Consider the following 15504-nt stretch of genomic DNA (forward strand, 5'->3'; position numbering starts at 1 on the left):
AATAGTGGGCCGGAGCGGTCTTTCTGAGCGTCACGAAAGGGCAGCATGGACAAGCAGCGCGACTTCGTTCTCCGCACGATCGAGGAGCGCGGCGTCAAGTTCGTGAGGCTCTGGTTCACCGACGTCGTGGGGGCTCTCAAGAGCGTCGCGATCGCCCCCGCAGAGGTGGAGGGCGCCTTTGCGGAGGGGCTCGGCATCGACGGCTCCTCGATCGAGGGGTTCACGCGCGCCTTCGAGGCCGATGTGCTCGCGCACCCCGACCCGACGACGTTCCAGATCCTTCCGTGGCGGGGCGAGGTCGACCCGACGGCACGCATGTTCTGCGACATCACGACCCCCGACGGCCAGCCGGCCGCCGCCGACCCGCGCAATGTGCTCAAGCGCACGCTCGCGAAGGCCGCCGATCGCGGGTTCACGTTCTACACGCACCCCGAGATCGAGTTCTACCTGCTCAAGAGCGCCTCGTACGGCCCCGAGGGTCCTCAGCCGGTCGACCAGGCCGGTTACTTCGACAACGTGCCGGGCGGCTCGGCCCACGACTTCCGCCGCAGCGCCGTACGCATGCTCGAGGAGCTCGGCATCTCTGTGGAGTTCAGCCACCACGAGGCGGGGCCCGGCCAGAACGAGATCGACCTGCGGTACGCCGACGCGCTCACGACGGCCGACAACATCATGACGTTCCGCACCGTCGTCAAGGAGGTCGCGATCGAGCAGGGCGTGTACGCGACGTTCATGCCGAAGCCGCTCGCGAACCAGCCGGGCTCGGGCATGCACACCCACATGTCGCTCTTCGAGGGCGACACGAACGCCTTCTTCGACGCCTCGGGGGAGTACCAGCTCTCCAAGATCGGCCGCCAGTTCGTCGCGGGCATCCTGCAGCACGCTCCCGAGATCACGGCGGTGACCAACCAGTACGTGAACTCGTACAAGCGCATCTGGGGTGGGGACGAGGCGCCGAGCTATGTCACGTGGGGCCACAACAACCGGTCCGCCCTCATGCGCGTGCCGCTCTACAAGCCCGGCAAGGGGCAGAGCGCGCGCGTCGAGTACCGCGGCGTCGACTCCGCCGCGAACCCCTACCTGGCCTACTCCCTGCTGCTCGCCGCCGGCCTCAAGGGCATCGAGGAGGGCTACGACCTGCCCGCCGAGGCGGAGGACACGGTGTGGGAGCTCAGCGAGTCTGAGCGCCGTGCGCTCGGTTACAAGGCGCTGCCCTCGAGCCTCGACCTCGCGCTCGGGCTCATGGAGGAGAGCGAGCTCGTGGCGGAGACGCTGGGCGAGCAGGTCTTCAACTACGTGCTGCTCAACAAGCGTCGCGAGTGGCGCGAGTACCGGCTGCAGGTGACTCCGTACGAGCTCGAGAGCAACCTGCCGATTCTGTGATCGGGGGCAGCTGACGCCATGACGCGACCGCAGTCCACTCTCACCGAGCTCGCTCGGGTCGGCTTCACCGACCTCAGTGACGTGCGCGCGCTGCTGGAGACCCTCGACATCGCGACGGAGGATGCCGGCGTGTTCGGGCAGGCCGCCGACCCGGATCGCGCGCTGAGGGCGCTCGCGCGGCTGCAGGAGCAGCATCCGGAGGACGTCGCGGCCCTGTCGTCGCACGCCGAGTGGAGCGCTCGAGCCGTGCGCGTCGTCGGTGCCAGCGAAGGGCTCGCCGACTTTCTGCGCCGCCGCCCCCAGCAGCTCGAGGCACTGCGCGAGCGGCCGCCCGGCCCGCTGGGTGCGGCGACCTACCGCGCGGAACTCGCCGCGGCGGTCGAGGCCACCGACGATGTCGAGCAGGGCCGGGTAGCCCTCCGTGTAGCGTACCGGCGCCATCTCATGCTGCTCGCCGCCTGGGATCTCGAGCAGGATGACCCGCTGCAGGCGCAGCCTCTCGTCTCGGAGGGGCTCGCCGACCTCGCCGGGGCGGCACTCGACGCCGCGCTTCTGCTCGCACGCCGCGCCTCGACCTTCCCCGCCGAGGATGTCGAGCGCACGAAGCTCGCGATCATCGGCATGGGCAAGGCGGGGGCTCGCGAGCTCAACTACATCAGCGACGTCGACGTGATCTACGTCGCCGACGCCGCCGAGGGCCTCGAGACCGCACGCGCGGTCGAGATCGCGACGAGGCTCGCGGCGGAGACGGCGCGCGGCATCCAGGACCCGGCGCTCGAGCCCCCTCTGTGGGAGGTCGACGCGAACCTGCGGCCGGAGGGCAAGGACGGCGCGCTCGTCCGCACGCTCGACTCGCATCGCGCGTACTACGAGCGCTGGGCGAAGAGCTGGGAGTTCCAGGCGTTGCTCAAGTCGCGCCCGCTCGCGGGAGACGCCGAGCTGGGGCAGCGCTACTGCGAGACGGTCCACCCCATGGTCTGGTCCATCTCTCAACGGGACGGCTTCGTGGAGTCGGTGCAGCGCATGCGCGAGCGCGTGACCGACCACATCCCCGACGATGAGTTGGATGTTCAGCTCAAGCTCGGCCCTGGTGGGCTTCGCGACATCGAGTTCACCATCCAGCTCCTCCAGCTCGTCCACGGCCTGCACGACGATCGCGTGCGCCAGCCCGACACCCTGGGCGCTCTCGCGTCCCTCGCCGAGCACGGCTACATCGGCCGCGTCGAGGCCGCCGAGTTCTCGACCGACTACCGAACTCTGCGCGTCATGGAGCACCGCGTGCAGCTCGACCAGCTGCGCCGCACCCACCTCATGCCCCGCGACGAGGACCGCCTGCGGGTCCTTGCCCGAGCCACGGGCCTCGCCGGTTCGGCCGACGAGATCGTCGCGCTCTGGCAGAGCACGCGGGCGGCGGTGCGCTCACTGCACGAGAAGCTCTTCTACCGTCCGCTCCTCACCGCGGTGGCCTCCCTCCCGGAGGGCGGGCTCGCACTCACGAGCGACCAGGCCAAGGCGCGACTCGCGGCGATCGGCTTCACCGACCCGGCGGGCGCGCTGCGGCACATCGCCGCGCTCACGAGCGGAGTGTCGCGTCGCGCGGCGATCCAGCGCACGCTCCTGCCGGTCATCCTGCAGTGGCTGGCCGACGGCGCCGACCCCGATTATGGCCTCCTCGCGTTCCGCAAGCTCAGCGAGGCTCTCGGCGAGTCCTACTGGTTCCTGCGCATGCTGCGCGATTCGAGCGGTGCCGCAGAGCGGCTCACGAAGGTGCTCGCCGCCTCGCGGTACGTGGGCGGGCTCTTCGAGCGGAATCCGGAGGGTGCGGCCTGGCTCGAGAACGATGAGGAGCTGCGGCCCCGATCACTGGATGCCCTGCTCGAGGAGACGCGAGCCACGGTCGCCCGGCACGACGGCGACACCGATGCTGCGGCGAAAGCCCTGCGCACCGCCCGCCAGCGCGAGATCCTGCGCATCGCACTCTCGGGGATCCTCGACGTGTCCACGATCCAGGAGGTCGGGCGCGGCCTGACCGCGGTCACGACGGCGCTCTTGACGGGAGTGCTCTCGCTGGCGCACCGGCCCGACGACGGCATCGAGTTCGCGATCATCGGCATGGGGCGCTACGGCGGCGGCGAGCTCGGCTTCGGCAGCGACACCGACGTCATCTACGTGTACCGCGACGCGGGTGCGGGGGACCGCGCGCAGGCGACCGCCGAGGGCATCGTGCGCGAGCTCACCCGCCTCACCGAAGATCTGCGGCTGCCGCTCGACCTGGATGCGGACCTGCGGCCGGAGGGCAAGAACGGCCCCCTCGTGCGCTCGCTCGACGCCTACCGTGCCTACTATGACCGCTGGTCGCTCACGTGGGAGGCGCAAGCTCTCTTGCGTGCGCACGCCGTCGCGGGGGAGGAGTCGCTGCGCGAGGACTTCCTCGCCCTCGCCGACACGGTGCGCTACCCGAAGCAGCTTCCGGCCGCGGACGCGCGCGAGGTGCGGCGCATCAAGGCGCGCGTCGAGTCAGAGCGCCTGCCGCAGGCGGCGGACCCGGCGCGGCACGTCAAGCTCGGTCGAGGCTCGCTGAGCGACGTCGAGTGGTTTGTGCAGCTGCTGCAGCTGCAGCACGCCTCCTCAAGGCCGGCGCTCAAGACGACGTCGACACTCGAGGCGCTCGACGCCGTGGTCGCGGAGGGCCTCGTCACGGAGTCTGACGCGGCCCGGCTGCGCGATGCGTGGATCATCGCCTCACGCGTGCGGTCGGCCCTCACGCTATGGCTCAACAAGACGGTCGACGTGCTGCCCGACGACCGACTGCAGCTCGAGGGCATCGCGCGCCTCATGGGATACCCGGCGGGCTGCGCCTCGCAGCTCGAGGAGGACTACTTGCGCCGCACGCGCCTCGCCCGCCAGGTCTTCGAGCGCGGCTTCTACGACGCCTGAGGTGCTCGCGACGCTGTGCGGCGCACGGCGAGGGCTGGAGCGCTACGAGGTGCGGAACGCCACGAGGGCCCCGCTCCACAACGGAACGAGGCCCTCGTGGTGCCGCGGGCGTGGCCCCGGCCGAGTCGGCAAGCTCGTGAGCGTCACTCGAACAGGCCGCCCAGCAGCGGGCCGGTGATAGTCAGCCCCAGCTCAGGGGTGGTGGCGAAGAAGACGAACAGCATCAGTGCAGCGCCAGCCAGGGCGACGTCCTTGAGGAACTGCGTCTGCTCCATCTGCTTGCTCTGCGGGTCGTCGACGTTCCAGAAGTTGTGCATCACCACGGCGGTCGGGACAAGGAAGACCACCAGCAGGAGTGCACCGAGGTCGGCCCAGACCCCTAGCAGCACCATCAGCGCACCCACCACGATCAGCACACCGGTGCCGATGACCGATCCGCGGGCCAACGGCACGCCCTTGCTTTGGGCGTATCCGGCCATCATCTGAATCTGGGTGAAGTGACCCCATCCGCTGCCCAGGAAGAGCACGGCAAACAACAGCCGCCCTATCAGCACTAGCCACTCCATCACGCCATCCTTCCAGCCGGCTCTTCAGCCAGCACGAATCGATTACTATTAGTAATTACGAAGCATAACCCAACTGCGCCACGCTGTAGATGCGGTCCTGACGAGGTGAGTCTCGTCGGCATCCTTGACATGATGCGCCGCGTTCTGTGATGGCGAGGGACCTTCGTACTGTGATGGTGAGGGAAGATGATGGTGGTGAGGGAAGAGTTGGATGCGCGGCACTGCGCAAGGTTCCAGGAGTCGATCGAGTTCCTCGGGCGTCGGTGGACGGCCTCGATCCTGCGCCCCATGTTCTACGGGCCGGTCCGTTTCAGCGACCTGCTCGACGCGGTTCCGCACCTGTCGTCGCGTCTGCTCAGCCAGCGGCTCGAGGAGCTGTGCCGGGCTGGCGTGGTCATCCACCGGCCCAAGGTCGGCTGCCCGCGCTATGAGCTGACCGACATGGGGCGCGAGCTCGAGCACGTCTTCCTCGCGATCGAACGCTGGAACCGCAGCTGGACCGACGCCGAAGCCGAGGTGGCATCGGCCTGACCCGCTCATCAGGCCCGACCCTGCCAGCCGATCCTCGACCAGCCGGCCACCGGAGTCGATGGCGGCGATGCACTCAGCCGCTGTTCGGTCCAGCCCGCGCACCGGCGGGCACCGGCCCCGCACGATCTCTCGCACTCGGAAGCAGCGCTTCCTGGTAGCGAGGCGCGCCCGCCTGCGGCATCCTGTCCCCGCGCGGCCGCGCGGCCGCAGTGAGGAGCCCCGATGGCAACCCTGCTCAACCCCTATCTCGCCTTCGAACACGAAGCGCGCGAGGCGATGAACTCGAGGTGGGCGCCCGACCCGTTCATCGTGACGCCGAGTACGTCGCCGAGCACGTCGAACTCGGCTACGCCGTCACCGCGTACCGGGCACAAGGGGTCACGATCGAGACCGGGCATACCCTTGTCGAGCCCGGCGGGACGCGAGAGAACTTCTACCTCGCCATGACCCGCGGCCGACTCGGCAACACCGCCTACGTCTCGATCAACCGCCCCGACGACGACCACATCCACCCGCCCACCCAGGACACCGCCGCGGTCGCGGCGCGCAAGGTGCTCGCCGGGGTGCTCCAGCACGTCGGCGCGGAACTCGCCGCCCGCCAGATGATCGCCGCCGAGCAGGACACCTGGGGCTCGGTCGCGCACTTCGCCGCCGAGTACGAGACCATCGCCGCCGCCGCACAATAGGGAGGTGGCAAGCCCTCGTGCGCCACCCGACTCACCGAGGCCGAAGCGGACGCGGCCATCGGATCGACCGCGTTTGGCGCGCTCGTCGCCTCACGCCCGCTCGACGATGCGGACGACGTAACCGCGGTGCTCCACGAACGGATGATCCGAGCCCCGACCCGAACGAACGGTGCCGGGCGCGTGCGCCAGCTCGCCACGCCCATCGCCTTACGTGGCGGGCGGTGGCCTCCCCGCGCTCACCAGCTCCGTCCGAAAACCCGTCCGTTTACCGCCCGTAGCCGTCCGTAAACGTCCAGAGATAGTCTGAGCCCCAGACGGCAGATGCCGCCTGGGGCTCAGTAAATTGCTGGGCTCAGAGACCGGAAGTGTGGCTCTGAGGGCCTCCCGGAATCAGACCCCGAAGTACAACTCGTACTCGAACGGGTGTGGGCGCTGCGCGAAGGGGAGGAGCTCCTTCTCGCGCTTGTACTCGATCCACGCCTCGATGACGTCCTTGGTGAAGACGCCACCCTGCAGCAGGAACTCGTGGTCGGCCTCGAGAGCGTCGAGAGCGGCATCCAGCGAGGCGGGCGCCTGCGGAATGCTCTTGGCCTCCTCGGGCGGCAGCTCGTAGAGGTCCTTGTCGACGGGCTCGTGCGGCTCGATCTTGTTGATGATGCCGTCGATGCCGGCCATCATCTGCGCCGCGAAGGCGAGGTACGGGTTGCCCGAGGCGTCCGGCGCGCGGAACTCGATGCGCTTGGCCTTGGGGTTCGTGCCCGTGATGGGGATGCGGATCGCGGCCGAGCGGTTGCCCGCCGAGTACACGAGGTTGACGGGAGCCTCGAAGCCCGGGATGAGGCGGTGGTAGGAGTTCACCGTGGGGTTGGTGAACGCCATGACCGACTTCGCGTGCTTGAGGAGACCGCCGATGTACCAGCGCGCGATGTCGCTGAGGCCGCCGTAGCCCGCCTCGTCGTAGAAGAGCGGCTCGCTGCCGTTCCACAGCGACTGGTGGGTGTGCATGCCCGAGCCGTTGTCGCCCATGAGGGGCTTCGGCATGAAGGTCGCAACCTTGCCCCACTCGAGGGCCGTGTTCTTGACGATGTACTTGAACTTCAGGATGTCGTCAGCTGCGGAGACCATCGTGTCGAACTTGTAGTTGATCTCGCCCTGACCGGCGGTACCGACCTCGTGGTGGCTGCGCTCGACGTCGAGGCCGACCTCGAGGAGCTTCATGACGATGTCGTCGCGCAGGTCGGCGTGCTGGTCGACGGGGGTGACGGGGAAGTAGCCGCCCTTGTACGGGGTCTTGTTGGCGAGGTTTCCTCCCTCTTCCGTGCGCCCGGTGTTCCAGGCGGCCTCGCTCGAGTCGACCTCGTAGTACGACTTGTTCTGCTTCACCTCGTACTTGACGTCGTCGAAGATGTAGAACTCGGCCTCGGGGGCGAAGAACGCCGTGTCGGCGATGCCCGTCGAGGCGAGGAACTTCTCCGCCTTCTTGGCGACCTGGCGCGGGTCGCGACCGTAGATCTCGCCCGTACGGGGGTTGTAGATGTCGAAGATCATGATGAGCGTGCGCTCGGTGCGGAAGGGGTCGACGTAGCACGTCGAGACGTCCGGGATGAGCTGCAGGTCAGACTCGTGGATCGACTGGAAGCCTCGGATGGACGAACCGTCGAAGAGCTGGCCGACGGTGAAGAAGTCCTCGTCGACCGTCGCGGCGGGGATGTTGAAGTGCTGCTGGACACCGGGAAGGTCGGTGAATCGGATGTCGAGGAACTTGACGTCCGTGTCCTTGATGAACTTCAGCACCTCGGAAGAATCACTGAACATGTGACTGATCTCCTGAGCTTTGGTACGGGAAAGGGGCGCGATCGCGCCGTGTCTCAAACCTAGGGGGCAGGGGTTTCCCTGCAGTGTCCCTCATGTTTCGGGGATGTTACGCCGAGCCTGGTTCACCCTGCGAGCACCTTGGGCCCTGGATGCTCAGCCCACCGCCTGCGCGAACGCCTCCGTCGTCTCGGCGAGCGCGCGCATCGAGTCGGGGATGGGCCGGCCCTTCGCGACCATGGACTGCGCCCAGAGCCGCCCGGCGCGATAGCTGGAGCGCACGAGCGGACCCGCGAGCACGCCGAGGAAGCCGATCTCGTCGGCCTCCTGCTTGATCTCGACGAATTCCTCCGGCTTGACCCAGCGGTCGATCGGGTGGTGGCGCGCCGTCGGCCGCAGGTACTGCGTGATGGTGATGATGTCGGTGCCCGCGGCGTGCAGGTCGCGCAGGGCCTGCGAGACCTCCTCGCGCGTCTCGCCCATGCCGAGGATGAGGTTCGACTTCGTGATGAGCCCGTAGTCGCGCGCCTGGGTGATGACGTCGAGCGACCGCTCGTAGCGGAACGCCGGCCGAATGCGCTTGAAGATGCGCGGAACGGTCTCCACGTTGTGCGCGAAGACCTCGGGCCGGGAGTCGAAGACGACGCGCAGCAGGTCCGGGTTACCGCTGAAGTCGGTCGCGAGCAGCTCGACCCCCGTGCCGGGATTGAGCTCGTGGATCTGACGCACCGTCTCGGCGTGCAGCCACGCACCCTCGTCGGGCAGGTCGTCGCGCGCCACGCCCGTCACCGTCGCGTAGCGGAGGTTCATCTCGACGACCGACTCCGCGACGCGACGCGGCTCGTCGGTGTCGTAGTCGGCGGGCTTGCCCGTGTCGATCTGGCAGAAGTCGCAGCGACGCGTGCACTGGCTGCCCCCGATCAGGAAGGTCGCCTCGCGGTCCTCCCAGCACTCGTAGATGTTCGGGCAGCCGGCCTCCTGGCACACGGTGTGCAGCTGCTTCTCACCCACGAGAGCGCGCAGCGCGCTGAACTCGGGGCCCATCCTCGCGGTGGTCTTGATCCACTCGGGCTTCTTCTCGATGGGTGTCGCGGCGTTGCGCACCTCGAGCCGCAGCATCTTGCGACCCTCGGTGGGGGCGTGGGGCAGAGCGGTCATGCAGAAACCTCCTCGGTTCGGCCCACCGTGTCGAGCACGAGCGGGCGGAAATGGTGCTGGACGAGCGGGACGACATCGCCGGGCGTCACGGTGCGGCCGAGCTCGTGGGTGATGCTCGTCACTCCGGCATCGGCGAGCCCGCACGCGATGATCCGGCGGTAGGGCTCGAAGGAGTTGGAGCAGTTGAGAGCGAAGCCGTGCGACGTCACGCCTTGGGCGACGCGGATGCCGATCGCCGCGATCTTGTCGGTGCCGCGCATCCAGACTCCGCTGCGGCCGGGTACGCGATCGGCACCGACGATGCCGAGGTCGCCGAGGACGGCGATGAGCATGCCCTCAAGATGCCGCACGTACGCGACGACGTCGACGGGCTCCCGCAGGTGGACGATGGGGTAGCCGACGAGCTGGCCGGGGCCGTGCCAGGTGATCTTGCCCCCGCGATCCACGTCGATGACGGGCGTGCCGTCCGAGGGCCTCTCGTGGGGCTCGGTGCGCTTGCCCGCTGTGTAGACGCTCTCGTGCTCGAGCAGCATGACGGTATCGGGCGCCCGGCCCTCGACGACGGCGGCGTGCAGGGCACGCTGCTGCTCGAGACCCGACAGGTACGGCACGGAGTTGGCGCTTAGCCCCGTGACGACGTAGTCGATCACGAGGCCAGTGTACGTGCCGCGCTCCGGATCGTCTGCGAGCGGCCTCGCAGGCGAGCCCTCCTAGACTGCTGTCGTGACTCCCGATAGCGAGCTGCCCGACTGGCCGGGCCAGCGACTCGGGCTCCCCGCGAGCGGACCCCGCTCGGTCGCACGCATCGGCCGGCGCCTCGCGGCCATCGCGATCGACTGGGGCATCGCGGTGCTCATCTCGGTCGCGTTCTTCGACTACGACCCGCTCGCGACGCTCGCGGTCTTCGTCGGCATGCAGATCCTGTTCACGGTCGTCGTCAACGCGAGCGTCGGCCACCTGCTGCTCGGGATGCGCGTCGTCCCCATGGCCGGAGGCCTCCTGGGCGTGTGGCGGCCGGTCGTGCGTGCAGCGCTCATCGCGCTCGTGCTGCCCGCGGTCGTCTGGAACGTGGACCAGCGCGGGCTGCATGATCGAGCCGCCGGCACGATCCTGCTGCGTCGCTGACCGGCAGGGTCGTGCTGTCGCCGGTCGGCCCGTGGAGTCAGGCGACTATCGCGGCTGGCGCGGTGCGCGAACCTTCGTCGGATCGATTCCCTTGGGGATCGGCAGGCTCGACGACTTGCTGAGGGAGCTCAGGCGGTTGTTGACGGCGAGCACCTCGGCCTTCGTGAGCGTCTTCTTGTGGCCGTTGAGGGTCTTTGCGAGGCGCTCGAGCTTGGTCGACTCGGCGTCGGGGCCGACGTGGACGAAGTGCACGGGCACGTTCGGCACGATGCGGTTGACGTTGCGCCGCTCGTCCTCGAGCATCCGGCGGGTGCGCGACTGCGGGCCCTCGCCGATGAGCACGACGCCCGGCTTGCCCACGGCGCGGTACACGGCGTCCTGGGTGCGGGGAGAGACCGTGACGGGCATCTCGCTCGCCTGCCAGGCGCGGCGCAGTGACGACTTGAGCACGGCGCCCACGGCGCCCGGCTGACCCTCGATCTGCCGGTACGCGACGCGTTCAGCGCGGCGTCCGAGCACGATGAGGAAGACGAGGAGCCCGCCCATGAGGCCGGCGACCACGTACAGGATGATGCCGATGACGTTGTCGCCGGAGAGCACGATGGCGAGCACGATGCCCGCGGCGAGGGGCAGGACGAAGCCGGCGATCATGAACCACAGCGACGCGGGGTCCATGCGGCGGGTCATGGTGAAGACCTGCCACATCTGCTTCATGCGGCCGGGCTCTTTGGGGGGAGTCGAGGAGGAGGTGCGTGCCATGGTCTCTAGGATAGGGCCCCGCGCTGAGGTTCTCGGCGGCTGCTCCTCCCGATCGATCGTCGACACGGCCCTCCTCCCCACGCAGACGTGCGCGGGTCGGCGCCGCGGCGTGTGTGCTCGACAGTGGGGGAATGGTGTCGAGCGAGCCGACGGCGCAGGTCGCGGGATACACGATCGTGCGCGTGCTCGCGCGCGGCCCTCGGGCCGTCCTCCTGCTCGCGCATCACGATGGGCAGCCGCGCGTGCTGCGCATCGTCGCGGAGGGGCACGACGTGGCTCAGCTGGACGGCGAGATCGACGCTCGCGCTCGGGCGGCCCAGGAGCACGCTGCGACGGTGCTCGATCTCGCGACGATCGACTCCGGCGCACCGGTCGTCGTGCTCGAGCACCTCTCCGGCCCGCGACTCGACGAGCTCCTCGCTGCCCGTAGGGGCGACCTGTCGGCGGGAGAGGCGGTCACGCTCATCGTGCCCGTGCTCGAGGCGGTGGCGTCGGCGCACGATCGCGGGCTCACCTTCGGCGGGCTCACGGCCGAGGGGATCCGGCTCCGGTCCGACGGAGCGCCGGTGATCACCCGGTTCAGTACAGCACGAGCGGGAGCCGTGCTTCCCGCGCACTTCCGAGGCCGCGTCGCCGAGTACGGTGTCGATCGCGACAGCGCCCTGTCTCTCGCCGCGCTCGTGGCGGGCCATGTCGCGGCTCCGTCGGGCGACGATCTCGTGGCGGCGCTCGAGGGCGGCCAGGCGGTCGACCTCGACCCCGGGTTCCGGTCCACGATCGCCGCGCTCTTCGACTGCGCAGAGCCCACTCCGGTGCGCTGCGCTCCGGGCTCACCGCTCGCGGGCGGCACCGGCGTGCGCGACCGTGGTGTGCTGGACCCCCCGGGCGCGGGGGAATCGGGTGCGCGGGCCCCGGGGCCGAATCACGGGGACGTGGCGCCACGGCCGCCCGAGCAGAGTCGGCTCGCCCCGCTCCTTCACCGTCTGGCTCTTCCCGACTCCCTCGTGCAGCCCGTGCTCGCGTTCGAGGCGCGGCTCGCGGCGCTCGGCGCAGCGGTGCGAGTGAGGCCGGGAGGAGGCGTGAAGCCCCGCACCGTCGCGCTCGGCGCTGCTGGCGGCGTCTCGGCGCTTCTTGCGCTGCTGCTCGTGGGCGCCGGAGCCCCTGACGAGGGTCCCGGGGCAACGGGAGCCCCGATCGCCTCCGCCTCGCCGCTCTCGGAGCAGCATGCGCTGCCTGAGGAGCCGACTCCCCACCGGGATGAGGGCGGCGAAGCGCCGGAGCGCCATCTCACTCCGGAACCAGAGCAATGGGTTGACGTCGTGGGCGACCTCGTCGAGCGCTGGCTGAGCTGTCGCGAGCGAGCAGCCGCGGCGACGTGCGCGCACGCGTCGACGCAGCCAGGGTCGTCGGCCGAGGCGGTCCTTCACGCTCCGGGGGAGGGCTCAGTGACCGGTCTGCGGGGGTGGCTCGAGGGCGACCGCGAACTCGTCGTCGTCGAACGCATGGGGGCGGCCGTCATCGTGGATCTCGTCGGGCCGGAGACGACGACGGCCTCGCTCCTGCTGATGAGGAGCGAGGCCGGCTGGCGTCTTCGCGACGTGCTCGTGGAGCCGTCGGGAGGCTAGATGCCTAGGTCGCCGTCGAAGTCCGCCTCTTCGAGGCGCTCCTTGATCGCGGTCAGGAAGCGTGCAGCGTCGGCGCCGTCGATGATGCGGTGATCGTAGGAGAGCGCGAGGTACACCGTCGAGCGCACCGCGATCACGTCGGAGCCTTCGACCGTCATGACGACGGGCTTCTTGGTCACGACACCGGTGCCGAGAATGGCGACCTGCGGAAGGAACACGACGGGGGTGTCGAAGAGAGCGCCGCGCGAGCCCGTGTTCGTGAGCGTGAAGGTGCCGCCCGCGAGCTCGTCGGGCTTGAGCTTGTTGTTGCGCGTGCGCTCGGCGAGGTCGGCGATCTCGCGGGCGAGATCGGCGATCGACAGGTCGCCCGCGTTGCGGATGACGGGGGTCAGGAGCCCGCGCTCGGTGTCCACCGCGATGGAGAGGTTCTCCGACTCCGGGTAGACGATCGTGTCCTCCTCGACCGTCGCGTTGATGATCGGGAAGGCCTGCAGCGCCTCGGTCGTCGCCTTCGCGAAGAACGGCAGGAAGCTGAGCTTGAGGCCGGTCGCCGTGAGGAAGGTGTCCTTCACGGCAGTGCGGAGGGCGGCGACCTTCGTGACATCGACCTCGACGACGGTCGTGAGCTGCGCGGTCGACTGCATCGAGACGACGGCCCGCTCGGCGATGACCTTGCGCAGGCGCGACATGGACTCGCTCGTGCCGCGCAGCGGTGAGGCCTCGAGGGGCTTCCGCGTGGGCGCGCTCGCGGTCGCCGCGCCGCCACTCTGGGCGGCGTCGAGCACATCCTGCTTGCGGATGCGCCCGCCGACGCCGGTACCCGAGACGGTGGAGAGGTCGACGCCGCGCTCCTGAGCGAGCTTGCGCACGAGCGGCGTGATGTAGCCCGCGGCGCTCGCGTCAGGTGCACTGCCCTGTGCCGGTGCAGAGGGCTCTGCGGGTGCGGAGGGCTCGGCAGGAGCGCTCGGCTCGGCGGGCGCCGACTGCTGGGCCGGGGCAGACGGTGCAGCCGGGGCGGACGGCTCGGCGGGTGCGGAGGGCTCGGCGGAAGCGGAGGGCTCGGCGGGAGCGGAGGGCTCGGCCGGAGCGGAGGGCTCCGCCGGGGCGGACGGCTCAGTGGGTGCGGATGGCTCAGCAGGTGCGCTGGGCTCCGGCGGGGCGGAGGGCTCGGCGGGAGCGGATGCGGCTGGTGCCGACTCTGCAGGCGCGGAGCCGCCCCCCTCGCCGTCACCGATGCGCACGAGCGCCGTACCCACCTCGACGGTCTCATCCTCGGCGACGAGGATCTCTTCGACCACGCCAGCGATGGGGGAGGGGATCTCCGTGTCGACCTTGTCGGTCGACACCTCGAGCAAGGGCTCGTCGACCTCGACGCGGTCTCCCACGTTCTTCAACCATCGGGTGACCGTGCCCTCGGTGACGCTCTCGCCGAGCGCCGGGAGGTTGACGGATTCGCTCATCAGTAGTTGCTCCTTCGAAGCCTTGAGTGTCTTTAGCCTAGTGACCGGTCTGCGGTTCAGGCGCTGTGCAGGGGCTTGCCCGCGAGGGCGAGGAATGCCTCGCCGAGGGCCTCGTTCTGCGTGGGGTGCGCGTGCAGCAGCGGAGCGATGTCCTCGGGGTACGCGTCCCAGTTGACGATGAGCTGCGCTTCACCGATCTGCTCGCCCACGCGGGCGCCGATCATGTGCACGCCGACGACGGGGCCGTCCTTCACGCGGATGACCTTGATGATGCCGGAGGTCTCGAGAATGTGGCTCTTGCCGTTCCCGGCCAGGTTGTAGTCGTAGCTCGCGATGGCGTCGTCCCCATGCACCTCCTTGGCCTTCGCCTCGGTGAGGCCGACGGAGGCGACCTCGGGCTCGCTGTACGTGACCTTGGGCACGGTGACGTCGTCGATCACGACGGGCTTGAGCCCTGCGAGCTCCTCGGCCACGAAGATGCCGTGCTGGAAGCCTCGGTGGGCGAGCTGCAGACCGGGAACGATGTCGCCGACCGCGTACAGGCCCGGGATGCTCGTCTCGAGTCGCTCGTTGGTGAGCACGAAGCCGCGATCCATCGTGACCCCGACCTCCTCGAAGCCGAGGCCCGCGGTCGAGGGGCCGCGGCCGACGGCCACGAGCAGGATGTCCGCCTCGATCGTCGTGCCGTCGTCAAGCGTCACGACCACGCCGTTGTCATCCTGCGTCACGCCCTGGAATCGCTTGCCGAGCGTGAACTCGATGCCGCGCTTGCGGTAGGCGCGCTCGAAGAGCTTCGAGATCGCCTCGTCCTCCATGGGCACCAGGTGCGGCAGCGCCTCGATGATGTGAACCTCGGCACCGAAGGAGCGCCAGACGCTCGAGAACTCGACGCCGATGACGCCGCCGCCGAGGACGGCGACCTTCTTCGGCACGTGGTCGAGCTGGAGTGCCTGCTCGGAGGTGATGACGCGCCCGCCGATCTCGAGCCCGGGCAGGGTGCGCGAGTAGGAGCCGGTCGCGAGGACGACGTTCTTGCCCGTGATCGTGTCGTCGCCGACCTCCACCGTCGTCGGGGAGGTCAGTCGACCCTCGCCCTCGAAGGTCGTGATGCCGCGCGCCTTGATGAGGCCCTGGAGTCCCTTGTGCTTGCTCGAGACGATCGATTCGCGGTACTTGGTGACGCCGGGAATGTCGATGCCCTCGAGGGTCGCGTTAATGCCGAACTGCGCGGAGTCCCTCGCCGCGTCGGCGATCTCGGCGGCGTGCAGCAGGGCCTTCGTCGGAATGCACCCGACGTGCAGGCACGTGCCGCCCACCTTGTTCTTCTCGATGAGGCCGACGCTCATGCCGAGCTGGCTGGCGCGCAGCGCGGCGGCATAGCCCCCGCTCCCGGCTCCGAGGACGACAAGGTCAAAATTCTGGTCCGACACCGGCAGGTACTCCCTCAATGATCAGGATTCTC

13 protein-coding genes are annotated in these 15504 nt (G+C 69.3%); 6 read left to right on the forward strand and 7 right to left on the reverse strand.

Annotation, left to right across the window (positions count from 1 at the left end; all coding sequences use genetic code 11):
- Positions 1–45 precede the first annotated feature (45 nt).
- On the forward strand, positions 46–1383 hold the full coding sequence (locus HUJ41_RS05735; RefSeq protein WP_179873709.1) for a glutamine synthetase family protein: 1338 nt from the start codon (positions 46–48) through the stop codon (positions 1381–1383).
- A gap of 18 nt (positions 1384–1401) precedes the next feature.
- Positions 1402–4320: a bifunctional [glutamine synthetase] adenylyltransferase/[glutamine synthetase]-adenylyl-L-tyrosine phosphorylase gene (locus tag HUJ41_RS05740; RefSeq protein WP_179873710.1), complete on the forward strand. Its 2919-nt coding sequence runs from the start codon at positions 1402–1404 to the stop codon at positions 4318–4320.
- Positions 4321–4463: 143 nt separating this feature from the next.
- On the opposite strand, the gene HUJ41_RS05745 is transcribed toward HUJ41_RS05740, so the two are convergent.
- On the reverse strand, positions 4464–4886 hold the full coding sequence (locus tag HUJ41_RS05745) for a DoxX family protein (protein WP_179873711.1): 423 nt from the start codon (positions 4884–4886) through the stop codon (positions 4464–4466).
- Positions 4887–5075: 189 nt separating this feature from the next.
- Between HUJ41_RS05745 and HUJ41_RS05750 the strand changes: the two genes are divergently transcribed.
- Complete coding sequence (locus HUJ41_RS05750) at positions 5076–5417, forward strand: winged helix-turn-helix transcriptional regulator (RefSeq protein WP_224744598.1); 342 nt, start codon at positions 5076–5078, stop codon at positions 5415–5417.
- Between the two features lie 287 nt (positions 5418–5704).
- Entirely contained in the window at positions 5705–6103 is a 399-nt protein-coding gene (locus HUJ41_RS05755; RefSeq protein ID WP_179873713.1) for a hypothetical protein, read from the forward strand.
- Positions 6104–6493: 390 nt separating this feature from the next.
- Here HUJ41_RS05755 and glnA read toward each other — a convergent pair whose 3' ends face one another.
- The 3 genes from glnA to lipB form a co-directional block, all read right to left on the reverse strand.
- Positions 6494–7918 (reverse strand): type I glutamate--ammonia ligase, encoded by a 1425-nt coding sequence (gene glnA / locus HUJ41_RS05760; protein ID WP_179873714.1) that lies wholly within the window; start codon positions 7916–7918, stop codon positions 6494–6496.
- A gap of 153 nt (positions 7919–8071) precedes the next feature.
- Positions 8072–9073, reverse strand: a complete 1002-nt coding sequence (gene lipA / locus HUJ41_RS05765; RefSeq protein ID WP_179873715.1) for a lipoyl synthase — start codon at positions 9071–9073, stop codon at positions 8072–8074.
- Positions 9070–9723: a lipoyl(octanoyl) transferase LipB gene (lipB, locus tag HUJ41_RS05770; RefSeq protein ID WP_179873716.1), complete on the reverse strand. Its 654-nt coding sequence runs from the start codon at positions 9721–9723 to the stop codon at positions 9070–9072. Before lipB ends, lipA begins: the two co-directional genes overlap by 4 nt.
- A 73-nt stretch (positions 9724–9796) precedes the next feature.
- Here lipB and HUJ41_RS05775 point away from each other — a divergent pair, with 73 nt between their 5' ends.
- Positions 9797–10198, forward strand: a complete 402-nt coding sequence (locus HUJ41_RS05775) for an RDD family protein (protein ID WP_179873717.1) — start codon at positions 9797–9799, stop codon at positions 10196–10198.
- Positions 10199–10243: 45 nt separating this feature from the next.
- Here HUJ41_RS05775 and HUJ41_RS05780 read toward each other — a convergent pair whose 3' ends face one another.
- Positions 10244–10957: a DUF4191 domain-containing protein gene (locus HUJ41_RS05780; protein ID WP_179873718.1), complete on the reverse strand. Its 714-nt coding sequence runs from the start codon at positions 10955–10957 to the stop codon at positions 10244–10246.
- A 131-nt stretch (positions 10958–11088) separates the two neighbouring features.
- Between HUJ41_RS05780 and HUJ41_RS05785 the strand changes: the two genes are divergently transcribed.
- Entirely contained in the window at positions 11089–12582 is a 1494-nt protein-coding gene (locus tag HUJ41_RS05785; protein WP_179873719.1) for a serine/threonine-protein kinase, read from the forward strand.
- Here HUJ41_RS05785 and sucB read toward each other — a convergent pair.
- Both sucB and lpdA read right to left on the reverse strand, forming a co-directional pair.
- Positions 12579–14042, reverse strand: a complete 1464-nt coding sequence (gene sucB / locus HUJ41_RS05790) for a 2-oxoglutarate dehydrogenase, E2 component, dihydrolipoamide succinyltransferase (protein ID WP_179873720.1) — start codon at positions 14040–14042, stop codon at positions 12579–12581. The two genes, HUJ41_RS05785 and sucB, sit on opposite strands and share 4 nt — an antisense overlap.
- Before the next feature lie 56 nt (positions 14043–14098).
- On the reverse strand, positions 14099–15472 hold the full coding sequence (lpdA, locus tag HUJ41_RS05795) for a dihydrolipoyl dehydrogenase (RefSeq protein WP_179873891.1): 1374 nt from the start codon (positions 15470–15472) through the stop codon (positions 14099–14101).
- Between the last annotated feature and the right edge of the window lie 32 nt (positions 15473–15504).

The sequence above is a fragment of the Microcella indica genome, assembly GCF_013414345.1.
GTDB classification, from domain to species: domain Bacteria; phylum Actinomycetota; class Actinomycetes; order Actinomycetales; family Microbacteriaceae; genus Microcella; species Microcella indica.

Excerpts from the sequence above, each read along its gene's own strand:
- HUJ41_RS05735 (WP_179873709.1), top strand. The coding sequence starts at position 46 with ATGGACAAGCAGCGCGACTTCGTTCTCCGCACGATCGAGGAGCGCGGC.
- HUJ41_RS05740 (WP_179873710.1), top strand. The coding sequence starts at position 1,402 with ATGACGCGACCGCAGTCCACTCTCACCGAGCTCGCTCGGGTCGGCTTC.
- HUJ41_RS05745 (WP_179873711.1), bottom strand. The coding sequence starts at position 4,886 with ATGGAGTGGCTAGTGCTGATAGGGCGGCTGTTGTTTGCCGTGCTCTTC.
- HUJ41_RS05750 (WP_224744598.1), top strand. The coding sequence starts at position 5,076 with ATGGTGGTGAGGGAAGAGTTGGATGCGCGGCACTGCGCAAGGTTCCAG.
- glnA (WP_179873714.1), bottom strand. The coding sequence starts at position 7,918 with ATGTTCAGTGATTCTTCCGAGGTGCTGAAGTTCATCAAGGACACGGAC.
- lipA (WP_179873715.1), bottom strand. The coding sequence starts at position 9,073 with ATGACCGCTCTGCCCCACGCCCCCACCGAGGGTCGCAAGATGCTGCGG.
- HUJ41_RS05780 (WP_179873718.1), bottom strand. The coding sequence starts at position 10,957 with ATGGCACGCACCTCCTCCTCGACTCCCCCCAAAGAGCCCGGCCGCATG.
- HUJ41_RS05785 (WP_179873719.1), top strand. The coding sequence starts at position 11,089 with ATGGTGTCGAGCGAGCCGACGGCGCAGGTCGCGGGATACACGATCGTG.
- sucB (WP_179873720.1), bottom strand. The coding sequence starts at position 14,042 with ATGAGCGAATCCGTCAACCTCCCGGCGCTCGGCGAGAGCGTCACCGAG.